The 1,025-nt window shown below is 62.1% G+C and carries 1 protein-coding gene; it reads right to left on the minus strand.

Annotated features, from left to right (window positions below; translation table 11 throughout):
- A partial coding sequence (locus AB0J06_RS26470; protein WP_357432401.1) for a hypothetical protein occupies positions 1-1,004 on the minus strand: 1,004 nt, incomplete at its 3' end.
- Positions 1,005-1,025 lie beyond the last annotated feature (21 nt).

Genomic DNA, 1,025 nt, shown 5'->3' on the forward strand with positions numbered 1-1,025 from the left:
ATGAACTCACCCATGCCTGACTGCCTGAGTCGGCTGGTCAGCCCGTCGATGCGAGTAGCGTGATCATTGAGCTGCCTCTCCATGACTTGGTGCCCATTGACGGCTCGCTTCTGATAGAAAGAGCGCGCCTGATCGCCCATCGTCTTGAGTGAGCCCAGGACAAGGCTCCCCGCCGCGGAAGCCAGCGCGAAAGGTGCCGACAATGCTTTGCTCAACAGGTCCGTCCCGCCGGCCGTTGGCGTTCCTTCAGGATGAGGCGCTGCGGAGTTCGCTGCAGGGGCAGGGCGCACGGCCTCTGGCCGGGCAGCCCATTCCTGACCTTGGTAGGGCTGGGAGAATGCCTCGTCCGGGATGTGCCGATACTGACCATCCAGCACATCGTCCGGGCTGAGGGTACGAAGGTAAGGCTCCGGAAGACGATCAGCCTCGGGCATTTGGAAGGTGCGCAGGTGAGGCTCGACGCCCATAGCTGCATCTTCGGCGATGTGCACTTCCTCCTGGGCGGGCTGAGCTGCGTCAGGACCTGCAGCCCCCGCCGAATCCTGCGGCAGCGAAGCGAGCACATCGGCAAGCCCGCCATGACTGGGCGGGGCAACCTCTGCCCAAACTCGCTCCACATGAGCACGATGGCCCGCATCGATCGCAGAGCGAATCATGGACTCGATCATCGTCCACTCGATCATCTGGCCTGCGGGATCCGCAGGGTTCTCCGACCAGTCGTGGTTCCGCAGGATCTCGCGCAGCAAATAGATCGAGGAGGGCAGGCCATCCATCAGATCGTCTTGCCCGGCCTGGTCACCAAGCGCCTCCGCAGGCGCAACGACTTCTTCCAGAGCGGACTCGTCTTCCTTACCGGCTTCGCCCTGTTCTTTCAGCGAATCACGAATGGCGGCTTCGTCAGCCGCAGTGTCATCTGCAGGGACTTCAACGAACCCATCGTCGACTTCGCCGACGCCGGCCTCTTCTCCCGGGTTTTCAGACTGCGTTTTCTTCAAGAAGCCCATTCTCGTCCCCTCCAGATGAGA

Origin of the sequence: Micromonospora sp. NPDC049679, assembly GCF_040659735.1 — a bacterium.
Classification (GTDB): domain Bacteria; phylum Actinomycetota; class Actinomycetes; order Mycobacteriales; family Micromonosporaceae; genus Micromonospora_I.